At 50.1% G+C, this 19,047-nt stretch carries 20 protein-coding genes and 1 tRNA gene; 9 read left to right on the forward strand and 12 right to left on the reverse strand.

Annotated features, from left to right (window positions below; translation table 11 throughout):
- The first annotated feature begins 76 nt into the window (after window positions 1-76).
- Window positions 77-718, forward strand: coding sequence for a bifunctional 4-hydroxy-2-oxoglutarate aldolase/2-dehydro-3-deoxy-phosphogluconate aldolase (locus tag B7991_RS11425; protein ID WP_088630941.1), 642 nt, complete (start codon window positions 77-79; stop codon window positions 716-718).
- 138 nt (window positions 719-856) lie between these two features.
- Here the strand turns inward: B7991_RS11425 and B7991_RS11430 are convergent, their stop codons facing one another.
- Both B7991_RS11430 and B7991_RS11435 read right to left on the reverse strand, forming a co-directional pair.
- Entirely contained in the window at window positions 857-1,726 is an 870-nt protein-coding gene (locus tag B7991_RS11430; RefSeq protein WP_088630942.1) for a diguanylate cyclase, read from the reverse strand.
- A 50-nt stretch (window positions 1,727-1,776) separates the two neighbouring features.
- On the reverse strand, window positions 1,777-2,598 hold the full coding sequence (locus tag B7991_RS11435) for a menaquinone biosynthetic enzyme MqnA/MqnD family protein (protein ID WP_088630943.1): 822 nt from the start codon (window positions 2,596-2,598) through the stop codon (window positions 1,777-1,779).
- 85 nt (window positions 2,599-2,683) lie between these two features.
- On the opposite strand from B7991_RS11435, the gene B7991_RS11440 reads away from it, so the two are divergent.
- Both B7991_RS11440 and B7991_RS11445 read left to right on the forward strand, forming a co-directional pair.
- Window positions 2,684-2,974 carry a hypothetical protein gene (locus B7991_RS11440; RefSeq protein WP_015732053.1) on the forward strand — a complete coding sequence of 97 codons (291 nt, stop codon included), beginning with the start codon at window positions 2,684-2,686 and terminating at the stop codon, window positions 2,972-2,974.
- Window positions 2,975-3,024: 50 nt separating this feature from the next.
- Entirely contained in the window at window positions 3,025-4,098 is a 1,074-nt protein-coding gene (locus B7991_RS11445) for a glycoside hydrolase family 5 protein (RefSeq protein ID WP_088630944.1), read from the forward strand.
- A 258-nt stretch (window positions 4,099-4,356) separates the two neighbouring features.
- Here the strand turns inward: B7991_RS11445 and B7991_RS11450 are convergent, their stop codons facing one another.
- The 8 genes from B7991_RS11450 to B7991_RS11485 form a co-directional block, all read right to left on the reverse strand.
- Complete coding sequence (locus tag B7991_RS11450) at window positions 4,357-5,250, reverse strand: hypothetical protein (protein ID WP_088630945.1); 894 nt, start codon at window positions 5,248-5,250, stop codon at window positions 4,357-4,359.
- Between the two features lie 176 nt (window positions 5,251-5,426).
- Window positions 5,427-5,885, reverse strand: a complete 459-nt coding sequence (locus B7991_RS11455) for a hypothetical protein (RefSeq protein WP_088630946.1) — start codon at window positions 5,883-5,885, stop codon at window positions 5,427-5,429.
- Between the two features lie 25 nt (window positions 5,886-5,910).
- Window positions 5,911-6,093 (reverse strand): hypothetical protein, encoded by a 183-nt coding sequence (locus B7991_RS14690; protein WP_141099872.1) that lies wholly within the window; start codon window positions 6,091-6,093, stop codon window positions 5,911-5,913.
- A gap of 95 nt (window positions 6,094-6,188) precedes the next feature.
- Window positions 6,189-7,340 carry a glycosyltransferase family 2 protein gene (locus tag B7991_RS11465; RefSeq protein WP_088630948.1) on the reverse strand — a complete coding sequence of 384 codons (1,152 nt, stop codon included), beginning with the start codon at window positions 7,338-7,340 and terminating at the stop codon, window positions 6,189-6,191.
- Window positions 7,337-7,813 (reverse strand): DUF255 domain-containing protein, encoded by a 477-nt coding sequence (locus tag B7991_RS11470; protein WP_088630949.1) that lies wholly within the window; start codon window positions 7,811-7,813, stop codon window positions 7,337-7,339. The genes B7991_RS11465 and B7991_RS11470 overlap by 4 nt, the downstream gene beginning before the upstream one ends.
- Window positions 7,810-8,130, reverse strand: a complete 321-nt coding sequence (locus B7991_RS11475; RefSeq protein ID WP_235002987.1) for a hypothetical protein — start codon at window positions 8,128-8,130, stop codon at window positions 7,810-7,812. Before B7991_RS11475 ends, B7991_RS11470 begins: the two co-directional genes overlap by 4 nt.
- A 76-nt stretch (window positions 8,131-8,206) precedes the next feature.
- Complete coding sequence (gene ftsY / locus B7991_RS11480; protein WP_085492103.1) at window positions 8,207-9,127, reverse strand: signal recognition particle-docking protein FtsY; 921 nt, start codon at window positions 9,125-9,127, stop codon at window positions 8,207-8,209.
- Complete coding sequence (locus tag B7991_RS11485) at window positions 9,127-9,708, reverse strand: ATP-dependent Clp protease proteolytic subunit (RefSeq protein WP_085492104.1); 582 nt, start codon at window positions 9,706-9,708, stop codon at window positions 9,127-9,129. Before B7991_RS11485 ends, ftsY begins: the two co-directional genes overlap by 1 nt.
- 278 nt (window positions 9,709-9,986) lie before the next feature.
- Here B7991_RS11485 and B7991_RS11490 point away from each other — a divergent pair, with 278 nt between their 5' ends.
- From B7991_RS11490 to B7991_RS11505, 4 genes are all read left to right on the forward strand, one after another.
- Window positions 9,987-10,748 (forward strand): type I 3-dehydroquinate dehydratase, encoded by a 762-nt coding sequence (locus tag B7991_RS11490; protein ID WP_088630951.1) that lies wholly within the window; start codon window positions 9,987-9,989, stop codon window positions 10,746-10,748.
- A 76-nt stretch (window positions 10,749-10,824) separates the two neighbouring features.
- Window positions 10,825-11,289 carry a PTS sugar transporter subunit IIA gene (locus B7991_RS11495; RefSeq protein ID WP_088630952.1) on the forward strand — a complete coding sequence of 155 codons (465 nt, stop codon included), beginning with the start codon at window positions 10,825-10,827 and terminating at the stop codon, window positions 11,287-11,289.
- 44 nt (window positions 11,290-11,333) lie between these two features.
- Window positions 11,334-11,408, forward strand: a tRNA-Val gene (locus B7991_RS11500).
- Between the two features lie 97 nt (window positions 11,409-11,505).
- Complete coding sequence (locus tag B7991_RS11505; protein ID WP_088630953.1) at window positions 11,506-12,804, forward strand: TolC family protein; 1,299 nt, start codon at window positions 11,506-11,508, stop codon at window positions 12,802-12,804.
- 160 nt (window positions 12,805-12,964) lie between these two features.
- On the opposite strand, the gene B7991_RS11510 is transcribed toward B7991_RS11505, so the two are convergent.
- A complete protein-coding gene (locus tag B7991_RS11510; RefSeq protein ID WP_088630954.1) occupies window positions 12,965-14,119 on the reverse strand; it encodes an NYN domain-containing protein in 1,155 nt (384 codons plus the stop codon).
- Window positions 14,120-14,316: 197 nt separating this feature from the next.
- On the opposite strand from B7991_RS11510, the gene B7991_RS11515 reads away from it, so the two are divergent.
- Together B7991_RS11515 and B7991_RS11520 are read left to right on the forward strand one after the other, a co-directional pair.
- Window positions 14,317-15,816, forward strand: coding sequence for a T9SS type A sorting domain-containing protein (locus B7991_RS11515; RefSeq protein ID WP_088630955.1), 1,500 nt, complete (start codon window positions 14,317-14,319; stop codon window positions 15,814-15,816).
- Between the two features lie 244 nt (window positions 15,817-16,060).
- The gene (locus B7991_RS11520; RefSeq protein WP_088630956.1) at window positions 16,061-17,584 is read left to right on the forward strand and encodes a T9SS type A sorting domain-containing protein; all 1,524 of its coding nucleotides are present in this window, start codon (window positions 16,061-16,063) and stop codon (window positions 17,582-17,584) included.
- Window positions 17,585-17,699: 115 nt separating this feature from the next.
- On the opposite strand, the gene glmM is transcribed toward B7991_RS11520, so the two are convergent.
- Complete coding sequence (gene glmM / locus B7991_RS11525; RefSeq protein ID WP_088630957.1) at window positions 17,700-19,040, reverse strand: phosphoglucosamine mutase; 1,341 nt, start codon at window positions 19,038-19,040, stop codon at window positions 17,700-17,702.
- Window positions 19,041-19,047: the final 7 nt, after the last annotated feature.

The raw sequence follows: 19,047 nt of genomic DNA on the forward strand, positions 1-19,047 counted from the left end.
AAAAGCCGACTCACCATAGTCGGCTTTTTTTCATTTTTTCTTGTCACATTCCCTATTCAGAAGCTATTTTAAAGTCATGAATTTCCTTGAATTTTTACAACCGATGCCGGTCGTGGGCATTCTCCGCGACATTCCTCAGGGCGCCGAAGAAGCGTGCGTGAATGCGTCTGCAAAGTGCGGGCTCAAGGCGATTGAGGTCACGATGAACACCGCAGCAGCAACCGAAATTATCGCAAAGCTCAAGTCCATTGCAAAGCCACTTGGAATCAAGGTCGGCGCAGGTACCGTCCGTCACGGGAGCGATGTGGAAAAGGCGATTTCTGCAGGTGCCGAATTCATCGTTACGCCAAATACGCGTCACGAAGTCATTCGACTTTCGAATACCGCAGGCATCCCGATTATCCCGGGAGCCCTCACTCCGACCGAAGTGCAGAAGGCTTACGACCTTGGCGCAACTGCCATCAAGATTTTCCCGGTGAACTGCGTGGGCGGTCCGGAATACATCAAGGCTCTGCGCGGTCCGTTCCGCGACATTCCGTTGATGGCATGCGGTGGCGTGAATGCAGAGAATGCAGCAAGCTACCTCAAGGCTAGCGCGAACTTGCTTTCTTTTGGCGGGAGCATCTTCAATGCAGAACTGATGAAGGCTGGCGACTGGGCTACCATCGAAGCAAGGATGCAGAAACTGCTGGCTGCAGTCAAGGCTACGATTGCGTAAAAGAATGGCGACCCCGGAACTAGTCCGGGGTGACAATTGCGAAAAAAGCGAAAACGCCGCGGAAATTTCCGCGGCTTCTCTTTTTTGCGGCTTTGCCGCCATACTTTAAACTAGTAACTATTAACTAATAACCAGTTACTAACTGCGTTCGGCGCGCATTTTGCGTTTGCAGTCGTACATGGAAGCATCGACACTGCGGAGCATCTCGTCCATGTCCTTGTAGTCTTCGGTAGAGCTCGCCGTGCCATACGCAAAGGCGACCGTCTGGTCTACAATCGTAAGAGACTTTACCGCAGCCTGCATTCTCTCGGCACAGACAAACGCACCCTTCAAATCGGTATCCGGGCAAATGACCATGAATTCATCACCACCCATGCGGAACAGCATATCCGATTCGCGAAGCAACTTATTGCAAACGTTCACGACAGAACGGAGCAACAAGTCTCCAGCCAAATGCCCATGCTGGTCATTGATTTTCTTGAGTCCGTTCAGGTCAAAATAGATAATCGAAAAATTCGTGCCATAGCGTTTGCTACGGGCAAACAATTCTCGCAGCGAGCAGATGGCATGCCTGCGGTTGTAGGCGCCCGTCAAGTCGTCCGTCAAAGAGATTTCGCGCAAGTTGCGCAGCGAACGAGCCAAGCGCAGATGCACACCGATTCTAGCAAGCAGAATATCAGGCGCAGCAGACTTGCAGACAAAATCAGAAGCTCCCGACTGAAATCCTTGCGTAACGCTAGCTTCATTTTCCTGATTCGTGAGGAATATAATCGGCAAGTCATCTAGCGGGAACTGCTTGCGGATATTCAGGCAGACGTCGAAACCATTCATGTTTGGCATATTGACGTCAAGCACCACAAGCTCCACGGGATTGTTGTTCAGGTACTCCAATGCTTCGGCACCGGATTTGCAGCCGATAACTTCGTACCCAACCGCTTTCAGAATATCCGAGTCTCTTTTTAATTCAACATCATCATCGTCGACGATAAGAATTTTTTCCTCTACCATTTTGTTCTCCTTACCATCCCAACACTCATTCCAACCGCTATAAAATAAAATTACTCGAGGAACTCTATCGGCGGAGCGGAATCAACTAACCCCATTTGAGCGGCCAATTTGAAAAACAACGTAAGCGATTGTTTACGTTCATTAGTAAAATGGTAATCGAGCACACTAAAGTAATCTTCGATAAGAGGGCGCGGCAAATTCACCGGGTACTTCGCAAGCCACACGTCCAGCGCTTGCGACGGATTTTTACGGAACTCGCGAATGCTTGTTTCCAAGCGCAACATGTAATCATCGAGAACAGGGCGCAAGCGAGTCGACAGAGCATCCTTCGAAATCAGCCATGCACCAAACACAAAAGGTAATCCTTGCCATTCCTGCCAGAGAGTTCCCAGATCATAACTATATGCAAAGCGGTGGCGTTCATTTTCTTCAAGCGCCAAGTCGCCAATCAAAAGGCAAGCATCGTCAGTCGACTCAGCCGCAAGCCCCGGCACATATTCCGGACGAAGAGCATATCGATTTTCAAGGAGAATCCGCAATAACGTAACAGAAGTCTTGCTCTGCGATGTCATGCGAATTTTTTTGCCCGAAAGTTCCTCAATCGGGTAACGTGAAAACAGCTTGACCGACCGCACCTCAAAGGAGCACGACGTGCAAAGCACAGGCGAGAGCACAAAGGCGCCCGGCTTTTGCGCAAACGTAATCGAAGACGCCGGAGACAGGTGGATAGAGCCATCCTTGAGGCCTGCACTATGGGCACTCGGCGGGCCATCGACAAAGGCTACATCGGGAAATTCATTCTCGCGCCCGACAGAATTGAAGAAAAACGGCGCACAGACCAAAAAAGGGATTCGACCAACACGGAGAGTCATGTAAAAAAGTTAAATTTTTATGTGTGGCGAAATTGTATGCCACGTCAAAACAAACCGATTAATTCAAAAAGTTAATGGCTTAATAATGGCTGTATTTCACGTGAAGAAGACCTCGCTCGGCGAAGACCAGACCAGTCTGGTTTTCAAGGGCAAGATTGTAGAAGGCCCGATCAGCAAGGGCATGACCATCGAAATTCCTGTGACGCAGGAAGCTGTCGTCAAAATGAAAATTTACGACGTCGTCCAGTTCGACAAGCAAAAAGACGAAGACAAGAAGGTGGGCCTGGTTGTAGATTTTTATAACCTTCCCGACGATATGGAAGTCATCATGGACCTAAACATCGCCGACGAAGATTTGAACATCGTAAACGAATAACCTATTCATTCAACCGGCTGCCCCGGCAGCCAAAGTATGGGATGGCACGCATGAAGAAAGAAAGATTGCGCGGAGTGAATTTGGGCGGATGGTTCAGTCAGGTAGACTGCATCGAAGAAAAGGATCCTGTCGGTTTTCCGGGGGTCGTAGGTCACATCAAGACGTTCCTTGGAACAAGCGATTTCAAGCGCATCCACGATGCGGGGTTCAACCACGTTCGCTTGCCAGTTGACTACTTTAATTTATTTAAAGGCGACGACCTCAAGCCGGACGAAGAAATCTTTGCGCTCCTGGACAAGGCGCTCAAGGACATCCAGGATGCAGATCTGGACGTGATTCTCGACCTTCACAAGTGCCCGGGTCACGATTTCCACCTCGCCAGCAACCACGAACAAGCTTTCTTTGCCGATGCGAACGCCCGCAAGGACACGCGCAAGATCTGGGCATTCATGGCTGAACGCTACAGTTCCATGCCGCGCGTGATGATGGAACTTTTGAATGAACCGGCCGCAAGTGATTCCAAGGTTTGGGACAAAGTCAAGGACGAAATTTTCTGGGAAATCCGCAAGCACGCCCCGAAGAACACGATTGTCGTTGGCGCGAACAAGTGGAACAGTGCTAGGGAATTCGAATTCCTCACACCGCTCGATGACGACAATGCCATCTACAGTTTCCACACCTACACGCCGGTGACATTTACGCACCAGGGCGCCGCATGGATCGACGATCCGTTCTTCAAGATTGAACGCCCGTGGCCGGGCGACTACGCCGCCCCCGAAGCAGGCGGCACGACACGTTTGAATGTGGAATATGGCAAGTGGGACAAGGCCCAGTTGCAGGCCAGCATCCAGAACGCTCTTGATTTCCGCGCCAAGTACGACTTGCCCGTAAGCTGCAACGAGTTCGGCGTTTACGTACAAGTACCCCGCAAGTATCAGCTCGCCTGGATGCGCGACTTCCTCGACATCCTCCGCGACGCCGACGTGGGTTACAGCTACTGGAACTACAAGAATCTGGACTTCGGTCTCGTTTCAAAAGGCGAATCGCTGCACAACGATTTACCGCAGTACAACAATCCCGAACGCCTCGACTCTGAACTCATGGAAATGATCGCGAAGGGGTAATGACTACTTCGTCATCCTGACGCAAAAGGCGGAAGGATCCAGTTAAATCTCGTGATTAATAAACTGCAAGATACAACTACAACAAAGGCGGACGAAAGTCCGCTTTTTTGCTTTATATACCCTTATCAGCTTGATACGCACCATGAACTAACACAATATTATATTTTTCGACCGTTTCCATAGGCTTGGGAACAGCCCAACATGTGATGGAAAAGATAACCACTAAAAGAAAAAATCTTTTCATACAATCAGCCACCATCAATACTCCGCAACACATTTATCATTTTGATAAAACCTCAACTCATTACCATACCATATTACATCGGAACAGATAATTTCATCACTATTCATGCTACAAATGTTTCCGCTCATTTTAATCATATCACCCCAAAAACCTCCAATTGCAAATTTTCGAGGTGTTGGAATCGTATCTTTTTCGTTTTTTAAAACGAAACTATTTCCCTCTTCATCATCCAAGATTATGCAATACACATCATCACCCCACGCCCTCACATCGTCACAATCTTTAATCCATTTCAAACGTTCATCCAAACGTTTAAACATTAACGTTCTTGTCATCGTATCCAACACAGCATACTGGCAACCATCACCTTCTACATTCAACGATTTATCACCTCTTGCAATAAAAGTTCCATTAAGCCACTGTTTTATGGAGGTTATTTTAAATTTACCGGAACACCCATCCTCTACCCTTCTCGCTAAAGCTATTTCATGTGGCCGTTCTCCAATTTTCCACATTCTCATTTTAGCAGTAAAATCGCCACCCCAAATAATCGAATCTGTCAATTGTCCACCAAACCATCCCGAATTATTTCGTTCCGCAACAGAATCGCACCATCTCGGCCCTTCTTCCTGTACTCGGTAATTGTAAACACACAAACGCGGGTTTCCAGCTCCAGATTCCTCTAGGTGTTCCCCGTTCCAAGACTCCGTGACTTCCAACCAAAAACGATAATCGCCCACCATCACCAACGAGTCATCGACAAATCCGATAACCTTAGCATTCCGCCGAGTCCTTTCCCACTCAAACGATACATCGTCCGAACATCCCCACATGCATACGCATGCGAAGGCAACCGCCAAAACAGCGAGCAGTCTTTTCAATCCGAACTTGTTCATTTTATTTTCCATAAGAGATTTTCCTACGTTTAAAATTTTCCAATGTAAATTTATATATAAAAGTGTTATATGCGATAACTAGATTTGACTGGATCCTTCACCCTACGGGTTCAGGATGACGAAGAAAAAAGAGATGCCGCAAATGCGGCATAATTATTGAAAAAAAACAAGTATTATTTAAAACAAATTTACATCTCGATGAGAATGCCGGCTTGCAAGTACCAGTAGCCTTCGCCGGAGTGGTTCAAGAACTGGTAACCCGTCGAAACGATGATTGATGTGCGGTCACCATTCTTGATGTCGAGTCCGCCGCCAGCGCGCCAGAACATCTGATTGTCCTTGCCGAACATGTAGCCGAAATCACCTGTAGCAATCGGCAACACAGTACGACCAATCGGGAGACGCACCCAGAGGCTTCCAGAAACGGGAACATACCCAACGTTGTCGAGTTCCTCATAACCGACGCCGAGGCCTGCAAAAACCATCTGGTCAATGGGATACCACAGATGGCCATAGAAACTCATGTTGAAATCGCCCATGCTGCTCACGCGATTGCAAAAGCCGCCCTGAGCATCCATTGTGAAAGCGCTCGCCGGAGTAGCGACAAACGCAAGCGCGAAAAGTAATGTTATCAAAATTTTCTTCATATCTCGACACTCTAATATATAATTTCTATTCACTTACGAGATGGTGATTCCGCAACAAGTGCGGGATGACAACGCGAAACAAGACGTTACTGGATCCTTCACGCTTCGCGTTCAGGATGACACTGCGAAACAAGACATCACAGGATCCTTCACGCTTCGCGTTCAGGATGACGCGAGCGAAAGGCCCCAGGATGACACTGCGAAACAAGACATCACTGGATCCTTCGACTCCGTTACACTTCGTTCAGGATGACACAATACTTTCGTCTCTCGTCTACCAGCGTAGCGGTCTTTCGTCTGATACTACTCGTCGCTGCGGGCTTCGCGGGCCCAGCCGCCACTGCGTTCACGCTTAAACGCAAGGAAGAATCCCTTGAGCATGGCGAGGTTCATAAGCAAGAAGTAATAGGCACTTGGCAAAAGCTTTGTCACTGCAACAAGGAACGCAAGCGTCATGCATCCAAAAGTCACCTGATAGAACAAGCCCTTCGTCAAAAGCAATGCGTTTGCCACGTACAAAAGAATAATGATATGTGGCGAGAACCAGCGCACAATCTTGTGCGAGAAGAACAGGTAAGCCAACAGCGGGCGGAACGGATTCAAAAGCGGCAAGTAAGAGAACAAATAGTTGAAGTTTGCACGGCCAATGCGCACCTTGCGCCTGTATTCACCGCTCGATTCCTTCGAAGTCTGCTCCGTACCAATGGCACTATCCACAAACGTGCAGAAATAGCCCTTCTGCAAAATCTTCGTTGTCACAAAGAAGTCGTCCATGACGCTCTTCTTGACCGGAAGTTCCGTATAAAGTTCACGACGAATGGCATAAAGGGCACCGTTGCCTCCAATCAAACGATCGAGCACGCCTTCGAACTTTTTGATTTCACTTTCCAAGTCCCAGTAAGAGCTTTCGCCCTTGCCAAGTACGCTTCCGCTTTTGTCCGAAAGAATCAAGTGGCCGCAAGCGCAACCGATCTTTTTATCCTTGAACGGGTCCACAAGCTTACGCACCACATTCGGGAAGAACATCGTATTTGCATCGCAGAACAAGAGGATATCGTTCTTAGCTATTTTCTGCAAGCGGTTCAGCATGGCCGCCTTGCCCGCATTCTTCGGAGCCTTGACCAAAGTAATCCCCTGATCGGCATAGCGGGCGACAATTTCTGCCGTCTTGTCTGCAGAGCCATCATCGCCAATCAAGACTTCCAGCTTTTCCTTGGGATAATCGATTTCAAGAATGTTATGGATCTTGCGTTCAATCACGGCTTCTTCATTGTATGCCGAAATCAAGATAGACACGGTCGGGAGCTCCGGGATGCCTTCCGCCTTTTTCTTTTTACGCTTGAAGATTTCACTCACGAACGGGAGCGTCATCGGGAAAAGCAAATAGCAATGAACAATCAAGAACAAAAGAACCCAGAATGCAATCTGAGCATAAAAGAGAACATTTTCACTCATTTAGAAATCCATTCCTTTTCTTTCTCGAGAATTTGATAAAGCAAATACTTCATTTCTTCAGCAGTAAATGAATCCTTTATCGTCAAAATCGAAAGTCCGTTCGGAGCAATCAGAACCATAGCAGGTAAAACGTTCAATTCCCACACATCGAAATAGCAGCGCTGTACCGTCTTGCGTTTACCATCGCAAACAATCGTATCTTGGGAATCCGCATCCAGCTTCACCGGGAAAAACCGCGTATTCAAAAGCGATGCAACAGTCGGATCCGTATAAGTATTTGCATCCATGATGCGGCAAGGAACGCACCAGTCCGCATAAAGGTCCACAAAAATAAGTTTGCTCGAACCTTTAGCTTTCTCCAACGCCTCGGTGTAGTTCATCCAGTGTACAAGCTTGGGCTTCGGCGGAGGAGCCGCAAATGCAGAAAGCGCAAGGCTTAGTACCAAAACAACCCATAAACACGCTCTCATCATTTTTTCCCCTTCTTTTGCACTGGAACCACTTTTGGAATTCCAAGCAACGAATCTACTCTATCAGAGACCGCCATCTGGAAGGGCACCCAGCTATTCCCGTCGTCAAGAACTTTGTCGCAAGCCTTGATAAATTCATCGCGGGTATAGCCGTACTTGTTCAGGATTTCTCGACGAGCAAGACGCCCTGTAGGAGTTTCACCCCCATAGAGCTGTTCGGCAGCACGCATTTCTACAAACGCAGCAACTAAGCGTTCATCGGTCTTCGGGGGCGTTTTCGAAAAGAAGAAAAACACCACAGCGATTACGACAACAAACACGGCAACCCATGTCAGTGTCGAATCAAGAAAGCCCCAAAGGCTCGATAGAAATGAGCGTACCTTCGAGAGCAATAGACTACTCCCTGTTTTCTAGAGCGTTTTCAAAAAGACCGTCAACGTAGTCGCGCTTGTTGAATTCTACGAGCTGATCGATGCGTTCGCCCATGCCAACCCAGCGGATCGGGATTTGCAACGAACTTGCAATCGAGAGCACGGAGCCACCTCGCGCGGTTCCATCGAGCTTTGTCACCACAAGACCGGTGAGCGGGAAGCTCTGATTGAAAATCTTCGTCTGGTTGATGGTGTTCTGTCCGGTGTTGCCGTCAATCACAAGCCACATGTCGTGTGGCATGTCCGGGCTCACCTTCTTGATGACACGAACAATCTTCTTGAGTTCTTCCATCAAGTAATCTTTGTTGTGCAAACGACCAGCGGTATCGATCAAGACAACATCGCAACCGCGAGCAACAGCGGCACTGCAAGCGTCGTATGCCACAGCAGCCGGGTCAGAACCTTCCTGATGCTTCACGAATTCAGCACCCGAGCGTTCGGCCCACGTTTCGAGCTGGTCAATCGCAGCTGCACGGAACGTATCGCAAGCGGCAATCATCACCTTCTTGCCTTCGTTCTTAAGGCGGGCAGCAAGCTTACCGATTGTCGTCGTCTTGCCTGCACCGTTCACACCAATCACAAGCACCACATGCGGCTTGCCCTTGAGTTCAAACGGAGGCGGATCTTTGAGCAAGCGTTCCGCTTCATTACGCATGATGTCGAGCACCTGCTCTGTCGTAAGCGACTTGCCCAAAGCATTTTCGCGAAGTGCATCCGTCAAAAGGAATGCAGCTTCGACACCGACATCAGCCTTAATGAGATGCTCTTCGAGTTCTTCGAGCGTCTCGTCCGTAATCTTACCGGCACCGACAATCCCCTTCAACTCCCCAAGGAGAGCGTCACGGGTCTTGGCAAGGCCACTCTTAATTGCAGAAAATAAACCCATTAGATAATACTCTCGACTTTATCCACGAGACCGTAAGACTTAGCCTCTTCGGCAGACATGAAGTTGTCGCGTTCGGTATCGCGGTCAATCTGTTCAATCGTGTGTCCAGAAGTTTCAGCGAGAATCTTGCCCGTGATGCCACGGATGCGTAGCATTTCTTCGGCCTGGATCTGGATATCGCTTGCAGGTGCGACAATCTCACCGTGAATGAGCGGCTGGTGGATCATGATGCGAGCGTTCGGCCATGCACAACGCTTGCCCTTTGCACCGGCAGTAAGGAGCACAGCACCCATAGAGGCAGCCTGTCCGCAGCAAACCGTCACGACATCGCTCTGGATTGCGTTCATGCAGTCGTAAATGGCAAGGCCACTAGAAATCACGCCACCCGGGCTGTTGATGAAGAAAATAATGTCTTCGTGATTCAGGGAATCCAAATACAGGAGCTGCTTCACAATGCGTTCGGCACTTTCGTCATCGACACCACCCCACAAGAAAATTCTGCGCTTGGAGGCGAGGTATTCTTCCGCCTTCTTGAGCATGTCCGGGGTCTGCTTTTCTTTGTTTTCGTTACAATCTGCCATAAATAATCCTTTTGTTCGGGTATAATGTAGAAAATTCGCAATTAGCAGTAAGCAGTAGGAAGTAGGAAGTAGACAGTGTTTTAGAGGCAGAAGTTAGTTACAAGATTTCAACATCGTCATTCTAAAGTTGTCATCCTGAGGAGCTTGCGACGAAGGATCCAGTCATATTCCGTTCAATACGAGACTTTACTGGATGTTTCGTGGCTTCGCCACTCAACATGACGCGATGAGAATTCCTAACTCCTACTTCCTATTTCCTAATTGCTAAATTTACAGTCATGCCAATCGATTCTCAGAAATACCTAGTCGGGCTCGTGAGTCCCGAAACGCTTACCGCCGCCGAGAGCGAAGAACTCCACCCGGCACGCATTGACTTTGAAAGCTGCGATATCCTCGAAATCCGTTACGACTTTTTTGACGAATCCGAATGGCAAGGACTTTCAGCAAGAATCCGCAAACTCGTCCCGAAGGCAATACAGCTCGGCACCATACGACTCAAGCGTGACGGCGGTACATTCCCCGACGCACGCGCTATCGAGCGCCCCGGACTTTTCGAACAAATTCTTAACGCGTCGAACGTTCCGGAATGGCTGGACCTCGAACGCGACAGCTTGCACGACTACGACAAGCTCCGCGAAATTGCAACCCCGAAGGGCGTGAAGATCCTCATTTCCGAGCACAACTTCACCCGCATCCCAACCGACCTTGAACTCAAGAACTACCTCACCGACGTCAAACGGGTGAAGGCAGACGGCATCAAAATTGCCGCCATGAGCAACTCCGACGACGACTGCTCGCGCCTCTACAAGTTCGCAAAAAAGGCCAAAGGGTTCAAGTTCATCGCCGCATTCGGCATGGGCGAAACCGGAAAAATCAGCCGAATCTGGTCTTTGAAGGAGGGTGCAAACCTCACTTACGGTTCCATCGGAAAAGCGGCCGCCCCCGGCCAAATTGACGTCGCGCTCATGAGAAAAGCCATCGACAGGCTCGAAAATACCACTTCACAGCTAGAATTATCTTCTTTTTTAAACATATTTTAGATATAAATCTTACCAAATCGCAATAATTATTCTAAAATGATTGTTTGACAGATACACAAAAAGGAACATAATAAACATGCGACTTTCTGAAAGATTTGTAGATAATTGCATCTTGATTAACTCTTCCAGTGAAACTAAGGAAGCCATTCTTAACGAATTGGTAGATACTCTTTGCAGCGCCTACAAACTTGACCACCGCGATGAAATCTTCGAAGCCATCTGGACGCGCGAACAGAGCCGTTCCACGGGTATCGGTTGCGGTCTTGCTGTCCCCCACGCCAAGATTGACTACGTTGACCGTATGTGCATGGTCGCCGCTACCATCGAAAAGGGCCTCGACTTCCAGTCCTTTGACGGTGAACCGGTTTATTTGCTCATCCTCATCGTGAGCCCGGGCAACACTGTGGGTCCGCACCTCAAGGCTCTCTCCTCCGTGAGCCGCCTCCTCGCCGACGGCAACGTGCGCAAGGACCTCATCGCCTCCAAAACCCCGGCAGAGTTCCTCAGCATCCTCCGCGCTGCCGAAGACAAGTTCTTATAACCCTTGACAGCAAATAAATCCTTTTCTATATTTGCTCTCACCTCGGACGGTTAGCTCAGTTGGTTTAGAGCGCTGCTTTCACACGGCAGAGGTCACTGGTTCAAATCCAGTACCGTCCATTCGAAAAGGCTTCCGCAAGGAAGCCTTTTTGTGTTTGTACAAATTTGCTATCTTAAAACACGCAACCAAAATATATAGCTGGGGCATCTAAAAGGTATGAATTACAGAAAAGCAATCGTTCTCGGTATTTTTGCGTCAGCATCGCTCGTTTTCGCTGATGGTTCCTGGACCTTAAGCGCATGCCTCAAGCAGGCCAAAGAAAAGAGCCTCAAGCTCGAATCCGCAAAGCTCCGCGAACAGAAAGCTGATGTGAGCCTCGAACAGGCTAAAGTCGGGAACTACCCCACGCTTTCCGCCAGCATCGGCAACACCCTTTACGATTCCCCGTTCAGAGACGGTCCGCAGGACCATTACCGCTTGAATGCAGGCCTCAGCGCCTCTTACACGCTCTGGGACGGCGGCTCTACAAGACTTTCTATTCAAGCTAACGAAATCAATAAAGAAGCTACGCGACTCTCGACAAAGGAAACCGAACGCTCCGTGCAAGAAAGCGTCTTGAACGCATACATGAACTTGCTCGCCGCAATCGAAAAGTTGCACACAGCAGATGCGACCGTTGAACTTGCCAAGGCCGAATTCGAGCACTACAACACGCTGTTCGAAGCAGGCTCCATCACCAAGAAGGACTTGACGCAGTCGCAGGCAAACGTGCTCCAGAAAGAAGCAGCACAGCTCGCCGCTCAGCTTAGCGTGAATACCGCAAAGACAACACTCCGCCAGCTTTTGGAACTCCCGGAAAGCGAAGCGTTCGAAGTCTCCGCTCCGGAATCCGAAATCCAGACGCCGGACGCCCTCACGCCGATTCCGACCCTCAATGAGCTCCAGTCCACAGCCACGGAAACAAATCCGGGATTAAAGTCTGACAGCCTCGCCATCCAGGTCGCAAAGAAGAACACCGAAATTGCAGGCAAGGGCAAGTCCATCAAGGTCTCGCTCGGCGCAAGCGCAAGCACCGGCCTCCAGGCCTGGGAATCCGACAAGTACGGTCGCCAACTCAAGAACGGCTACTCGCACAGCATTTCGTTGAACATCAACATTCCGATTATCGACGGCGGTGCAACCGAAAACAAGGTCTTGCAGGCACAGATTAGTGAAACCGAAAGCCAGGTCGCTTTGAAGGAACAGGCAAAGACGCTCGAAAACAACATCGAAAAGCTTTACCTGAACGCCCTCAGCGCCGACATGCAGTGGAAGGCTGCAATCCTCCAGGTCGAAGCAGAAAACGAAGCCTTGCAGGTCGCCGAAGAACAACGTAACGTAGGTGCCCTCACGTACACAGATTACCTCACGCAGAAGAACCGCCTCGAAAGCGCACAATCCACGCTCACGAACGCCAAGTACACAAGCCTCTTGGCCCGCAACCTGCTGGACCTGTACCAAGGTAAGTTGGACTAGACTATCGCAACCGTCATTCTGACGCCGAAGGCGGAAGAATCCAGTCATTTCTGGTATGTAGAACAAGATATAACTGGGTTCTTCGTTGCACTCAGAACGACGAAGCGTAGCCGAGCGATGCAGAAACATGTCATGCCCCACTTGATGGGGCATCTCCTTTTTATACGAGCTTTTCGGCTTCGCCGTCGGCGTACTTTCCGTACAAAATAGCGACGATATCTTTCTTGGGGACCTTCTGACCGGTTTCCTTGAGGCTCACGCGGAGCCTGTCGAGCATGGCCTTGTCAATTTCTTTCCAGTACTGGTTCGTCTCGGTGACAGTCCAGAGCTTGTCATCACCACCGCTGATGGTCACAAGCTTCGCCTTGAAGAACGTGCTCAGCGCGCGGTTGATAATGCTGCTCGTCGTACCGGCAATATTCTTTGCAACAATTTCCTGAACCAAGTCCTGCTTGTTCATCGGAACAAATGAAGTAAGGTCGCAAGCTTCGGCATAAATCTTCTTGAGCATGTTGCGCGGGAACATGTCCCAGCCCTTACGCTTGAGCGCCTTTGCCAAAACCATCTGCGCATCTTCTTCGACAGCGACTTTCTGCTCGGCGAGTGCCACCATGTAAGAACCGCCACCCACATCCGTCATTTGCACAAAGTCCGCGGACTTCACGAAATCCTTGAACGTCTTGAAACCGAGACGCTTCTCGTTAAACGCGTTATCGATACCCAGCATCTTGGGCTTGATCGCCGCAAGCGCAATCGGGCCATCTTCTTTTTGCAAAACGCTACGGAGCATTTCCATGGAATCGATTTTCTCGGAAACGATCAAGTTTGCGCGTTCCTTGGCATCGGCAACTTCATCACCGGAATCGTCATCGGCACCGGTCGCATCGTCCGTGTAAATGTAGCGGGAGCATGAATTCTTGACGCATTCGCTCAGCGGGGACTTGGGACCCACGCCAATCACTTCCTTGCCCTGTTCACGCAGCTTGCGGAAAAGCGGCGAAAAGTCAGAATCGCCCGTGGCAAGCACAATCCACTGCACCTGGGAATCGAGCGCCACTTCCATCGTATCGACCGTCATCTTGATGTCCGTCGAGTTCTTGCCACTCACCGGATGGAACGTATGCACAAGTTCAAAGCCATTTTCATTGAGCGCGGACTGTAACGGGATCAGCTGTGGCGTGGACCATTTGCCATAAGCCTTGCGCACGACAATCTGTCCAAGCGGCAAAAGCTCGTCCATGAGCGACTGTACACCGTTATTTTTGACCCAGTTGGTCAAGTTTTCTGCGTCGATAAAAATTGCAATGTGGTTCATAGGTGTATATATAGAATTTAACTAGCTCCGTCTAAAGTTTACAAATTTATTACAAACTCAATTAACCGCCCAGAAGCGTTGACAAAATGTCCATAACAATATATTTACATTATTGATTATTTTCTTTTTGGAAAATAAATTAAGATTGGGTTAAGAGGTCCAGAGAGAAATTTTTGGATTTCAAAAAGGAGTGTTCGATGAAAGCGAAACGTCTTTCGTTCGTTACCGCAGCATGCGTTGCGGCTTTATGTACCACATCATTCGCCTACACGGTCAGCGGAACCGTTTCCGACGATCAGGGTAAGGTCCTTAACGGCGTCGATGTCAGCTTGCTCAAGGAAGGCAAGACCACAAAGACAGACGACCAGGGTAAATTCACCATTCACGAAGACGAAATAACGGGGCTCAACCAGAGCTACAAAAATTCCGTCGGCTACATCGGCATCAACAACGGCATTCTTTCTTATTCCCAGAGCAGCACTTCTCCTGTGCAGGTGAAGATTTACAACTCGCTCGGTAACCAGGTTTTCAAAAAGACTCTGCAGGGCTCCGGCACCTATGACCTGACCAAGGGAATCAAGGCTCGCGGTACCTACTTTGCACAGGTATCCGTCGGTTCTGCAACGCAGAAATTCAAGTTCACGACAGACGGCAACTTTGAGAGCTCGATCGGTTCCAAAGACGCAAGCGCCCTCATGAAGGATGCTCAAGCCGGCGAAGCCATCCGCTTTGTCCTCGATGGCTACGACACGCTCACCATCGCACTCAACACGCTTGACACAAACCTCAACGTGAAACTCACGAAGGTTTCTAACGAACAGACCTACGCATTCGGCTACGCCTTGAAGAACGCACCGACCCCGAGTAAGGGCTGCGGCGTAAATTCGACACTCCAGTCGACCGGTCAGAACAGCAACGCCAAGAAGTACAATATGCAGAGCGCCGGCCTGAATCGTGAATTCTGGATTACGCTCCCGAAGAACTACGACAACACCAAGCCGTACAAGATTCTCTTCGCTATGCACTGCATGGGCTCTAACGCCGAAGACTTCACCAACCATTCTCCGGACGCCGATCATCCGTCTCCGTACTATGGCCAGCAGAATCTCGACAAGAACAACGAATTCATCTTTGTCGCTCCGCGTGGCGATACGGACGGAAGCCCCTGGCGCACTGGCGATAACAAGGACCACATCTTCTTTGACGAACTCCTCACCAAGCTCGAAGAAAACTACTGCATCGATACCTCTCGCGTGTTCGTAACGGGCTTCAGCTTCGGTTCCATGGTCACCAACTCTTTGGCCCAGGTATTCCAGCACCGCATCCGCGCTGTCGCCGTTTACGCTGTGGCAGACTGGAACATTTACATCCCGAAGAATGCCGGCAAGCCGATTGCCTGGATGGACGTGCACGGTTCTCAGGACAACCTCTGCTCTTATAGCCGTGTCGACAGCTCTGTGGACCGCATCCTCGCCAATAACGGCCCGGACGGCACCGATGCTCGCGGCAAGGAAAAGGCAACGAAGTATAGCGGTGGCAACACCCACGTCTGTTACGACTTCAAGAGCGTAGACCCGCGCTTCCCGGTCAAGCTCTGCACCTGGGGCGGTGGCCACCAGTGGACCGCTTCGGACAACGGTCAATGGCAAAACACTTGGGTTCCTGAAGAAGTCAACAAGTTCTTCGGCCAGTTCTAATCACAAACGATATTCATAAATCAGCTCTCTACCCAAAAGCGGTTCCTCCCCAGGAGCCGCTTTTTTCTGTCATGCCCGCGCATTCCGGCCCTTCGGCATCGCCAACCTTAGCGGGACTTGTAAAAATCATTTTATAGACAATTCATCCATAAACATGGAGCGCAAACGCGTAACATTCATCACATCTGGAATTAGATTAGTTTATAGTGAGGTGTGTCTTAGGAGTTTGGTAAAAGGAGTACATATGATTAAAGCGCCTAATCTATTTACGGCCGCGTGTTTTGCCTTGTGCGGGATGGCATCGGCATACACAATCACAGGAACAGTTTCTGACAATGATGGCAAGGCACTCAAAGGTGTCACGGTCGACCTGCTCAAAGAAGGCAAGACAGCCTCGACGGATGATAAGGGTAAATTCACCATCCAGGAAGAGGAAGTGGGCATCAACCCAAGCTTCAGAAACGCCGTTGGCTATATCAGCGTAAACAAAGGCATTCTCTCTTACTCCCAGAGCAGCACCTCGCCTGTTCAGGTAAAGATTTACAACTCGCTCGGCAACCAGGTTTTCAAAAAGACATTGCAAGGTTCCGGCACGTATGACTTGAGCAAAGGACTCAGCGCACGCGGTACTTACTTTGCACAGGTCTCTGTCGGTAACGCCAAGCAGAATTTCAAGTTCACGACGGACGAAAGTTTTACCAGCTCCTTCGGCTCACAGGCTAACGCCCTCATGAAGGATGCCGCCAAGGACGAAGCACTCCGCTTTACATTCGAAGGCTATGACACGCTCACCGTGCCGCTCGGAACGCTCGACACGACCGTTGACGTGAAACTCTCGAAGACCATCCCTCCCGAACCGACGTTCAAATTCGGTTACGCTTTGAAGAACGCACCGACACCGAGTAAGGGCTGCGGAACCAATTCCACATTGAAAAAAGTCAAGAGCGTCGAAAACGGCGACCAGTTCCAAATCAAGGTCGGTAGCGACACCCGCGATTACTTTATCACCTTGCCGAAGAACTACGACAACAAGAAACCGCACAAGGTTCTCTTTGCCTTACACTGCTACGGTAGCCGCGGTGAAGACTTCGTGCATCACAAAGCAGACTACGACCATCCGACTCCGTACTACGGCCAGCAAGTGCTCGACAAGAACGGCGACTACATCTTCGTTTCACTCGACGCTATTGGCGGTGTATGGACCAAGGGTCAGGGCGACCACGACTTCTTCGCTCAGACACTAACGACTCTGAACGACAACTACTGCATTGATACTAGCCGCGTGTTCATTACAGGCTTTAGCTTTGGCGCCATGTTCAGCTACTCACTTATGCAAGACATGCAGAGCCGCGTCCGCGCTGCAGCCACCTACGCAGTCGCTGACTACAACATTTGGCTCCCCGAAGGCAACAACATGAAGAACTTGCCGATCGCCTGGATGAACGTTCACGGCAAAAACGACGGCAGATGCGATTACAACCGCGCCAAGAACAGCGCCCTCCCGAGAATCCTCAAGCGTAACGGCAAGGCCGACGCCAATGGCGACTTCACCGACGCAAGCTCCGAAAAGCCTGAAGAAGTGAACGGCAACACCGGACACGTCTGCTATGACTTTAAGAACGTCGACGAACGCTTCCCGGTCAAGTGGTGCAGCTGGCCAGGTGACCATCAGTGGACCGCTCATGACACCGGTAACATGGGCGTTGGCTGGAACTGGGAAAGCACTTGGGTTCCTGAAGAAGTCCACAAGTTCTTCGAACAGTTCTAAAGATTTCCTATACACTCTCTAATGTTCAAGGGCTCGCCGGAAACGGCGAGCCCTTTTGGTTTAATTTGACTGGATCCTTCGCGTTGCTCAGGATGACGTTACCGTCTACTTACTACTAAATGAGCTTTTCAACCTTAGCGCACAAACTTTCAGCTTCCTCAGCAGTCGGAGCTTCGGCAATCACGCGGATCACAGGTTCCGTGTTGCTGGCGCGCACGTGCACCCAGGACTTTTCGGAACCGAGCCAGAGACCGTCGCGTTCATCCGTCTTCCAGCCGGCAAATTCAGCCTTGACCTTCGGGAGAATGTCAGCAACCTTCTTGTCGCCGAGTTCGAACTTTTTCTTCGGCATCACGTAGGCCGGATTTTCTGCCACGAACTTTTCCGGGCCGCCATTGTGGTGGGCCATCCAGCTAAGCACAAGTGCGGCAGCCACGAGGCTATCGCGACCGTAATGGAGCGCCGGGAGAATCACACCGCCGTTACCTTCACCGCCAATCACGCAACCGTTTTCGATCATCTGGAGGCTAACGTTGATTTCACCGACCTTCGCGCGGCTGAATTCACAACCGTACTTGGTGGCAACATCTTCGTTCATGCGGCTCGTGGAGAGGTTCACGCAAACGCTACCCTTCTTCTGAGCAAGTACTTCGTCTGTTGCAATTGCAAGCGTGTATTCTTCGCCGATACTTTGTCCCAAACCATCTACGAGAGCGCAGCGGTCTGCATCCGGGTCCACGGCAAAGCCAACAGCACAGCCGTTATCCTTGACAGCCTTACGCAAGTCACCGAGATTTTCAGGAATCGGTTCTGCGCCGCGCGGGAACGTGCCATCCGGGCTGCAATGGACGCGAACAACTTCACAACCGAGCTGTTCCAAGAGGCGCGGCACAATAAAGCTACCGGCACCGTTCACAGCATCGACAGCGACCTTGAAATGTTTGGCCTTGATGGCTTCGACATCCACGAACGGAATCTTGAGCGTACCATCAATGTGAATGCCATCGGCATCCGGAGCGACTTCGTACTTGCCCATCGTGCGGTAATCCGGATAGCTGAACTGGTTTGCATCAGCGAGAGCAAAGAGCTGCTTCACATCATCCGGACCGAGGAAAAGACCCTTGTTGTTGAGGAACTTGAGAGCGTTCCATTCGAGCGGGTTATGGCTTGCGGTAATGATGATGCCCGCATCAGCCTTGAAATGCGTCGTCAAGAGTTCCACAGACGGTGTCGTCGAAAGGCCAACATCCACGACATCCACACCAGAAAGGCGGCAAATGCCAGCGACGAACTGCACGATGGCATCACCTGTCGGGCGGCTATCGCGGCCAATCACCACGCGCTTAGCCTTCGTGATTTCAAGGAAAGCACGCACATGGCTCTGCAAAATCTGCGGAGTAAGGGTATCGCCAACGATTCCGCGGATACCAGAAATAGAACGCATTAATTTAGACATATTTTCT

Origin of the sequence: Fibrobacter sp. UWB3, assembly GCF_002210405.1 — a bacterium.
Lineage (GTDB): Bacteria > Fibrobacterota > Fibrobacteria > Fibrobacterales > Fibrobacteraceae > Fibrobacter.